Consider the following 504-nt stretch of genomic DNA (forward strand, 5'->3'; position numbering starts at 1 on the left):
GCCGGGGATAGAGCGCCGCCAGGGTGTCGGCGGGACCTTCCTCGGGCGTGGTCGCCACCGGCACCCGCACGGTCGCCCGCAGGGTGGTCGGCAGCGAGAGCACCGAGGGAGTGTCGGTCACGTCGAACTGCGCGGCGGCGGGCGAGGCCGAGAGAGCCAGCGCGAGGCCGGCGCGACACAGCCCAGCCCGCAAGGCTTACTGGCCGTCCTGCGCCAAGCTCATCCGGACGATCTTGTCCGGGTTCTGAACGCTGCCGTTCTGGGCCGACGACCCCTTCTTGATCTTGTCGACCACGTCCATGCCCGAGGTCACCTCGCCCACCACCGTGTACTGGTTGTTGAGGAACGAGGCGTCGCCGAAGCAGATGAAGAACTGGGAATTCGCCGAGTTCGGGTCCTGCGAGCGGGCCATGCCGACGGTGCCGCGCTTGAACGGCGCCTTGGAGAACTCCGCCGGGATGTTCGGCAGGTCGGACTTGCCCATGCCGGTGCCGGTCGGGTCGC

At 69.2% G+C, this 504-nt stretch carries 1 protein-coding gene and 1 pseudogene; both read right to left on the bottom strand.

Annotation, left to right across the window (positions count from 1 at the left end):
• Window positions 1–193, bottom strand: a pseudogene (locus VP06_RS33195) (hypothetical protein); the annotation flags it as partial.
• Between the two features lie 3 nt (window positions 194–196).
• On the bottom strand, window positions 197–504 hold a 308-nt coding region (locus VP06_RS33200; RefSeq protein WP_048468094.1), incomplete at its 5' end, for a peptidylprolyl isomerase.

It is taken from the genome of Methylobacterium aquaticum (genome assembly GCF_001043915.1).
Taxonomy (GTDB): Bacteria; Pseudomonadota; Alphaproteobacteria; order Rhizobiales; family Beijerinckiaceae; genus Methylobacterium; species Methylobacterium aquaticum.